This is a genomic window from Vibrio zhanjiangensis, assembly GCF_030161235.1.
In the GTDB taxonomy this organism is placed as follows: domain Bacteria; phylum Pseudomonadota; class Gammaproteobacteria; order Enterobacterales; family Vibrionaceae; genus Vibrio; species Vibrio zhanjiangensis.
Window position 1 is genome coordinate 1 of record NZ_BSPW01000118.1, and the last position, 535, is coordinate 535.

General features: G+C 55.0%; 1 rRNA gene. It reads right to left on the reverse strand.

Annotated features, from left to right (window positions below):
- Positions 1–535, reverse strand: a 23S ribosomal RNA gene (locus tag QQK21_RS21800); the annotation flags it as partial.

Consider the following 535-nt stretch of genomic DNA (forward strand, 5'->3'; position numbering starts at 1 on the left):
CAACGTTCTAGTCTCGAACAACCCTTTAGGACCCTCAAGGGGTCAGGGAAGACTCATCTCAGGGCTCGCTTCCCGCTTAGATGCTTTCAGCGGTTATCGATTCCGAACTTAGCTACCGGGCAATGCGTCTGGCGACACAACCCGAACACCAGAGGTTCGTCCACTCCGGTCCTCTCGTACTAGGAGCAGCCCCCTTCAATCTTCCAACGCCCACGGCAGATAGGGACCGAACTGTCTCACGACGTTCTAAACCCAGCTCGCGTACCACTTTAAATGGCGAACAGCCATACCCTTGGGACCGACTTCAGCCCCAGGATGTGATGAGCCGACATCGAGGTGCCAAACACCGCCGTCGATATGAACTCTTGGGCGGTATCAGCCTGTTATCCCCGGAGTACCTTTTATCCGTTGAGCGATGGCCCTTCCATACAGAACCACCGGATCACTATGACCTGCTTTCGCACCTGCTCGAATTGTCATTCTCGCAGTCAAGCGGGCTTATGCCATTGCACTAACCTCACGATGTCCAACCGTG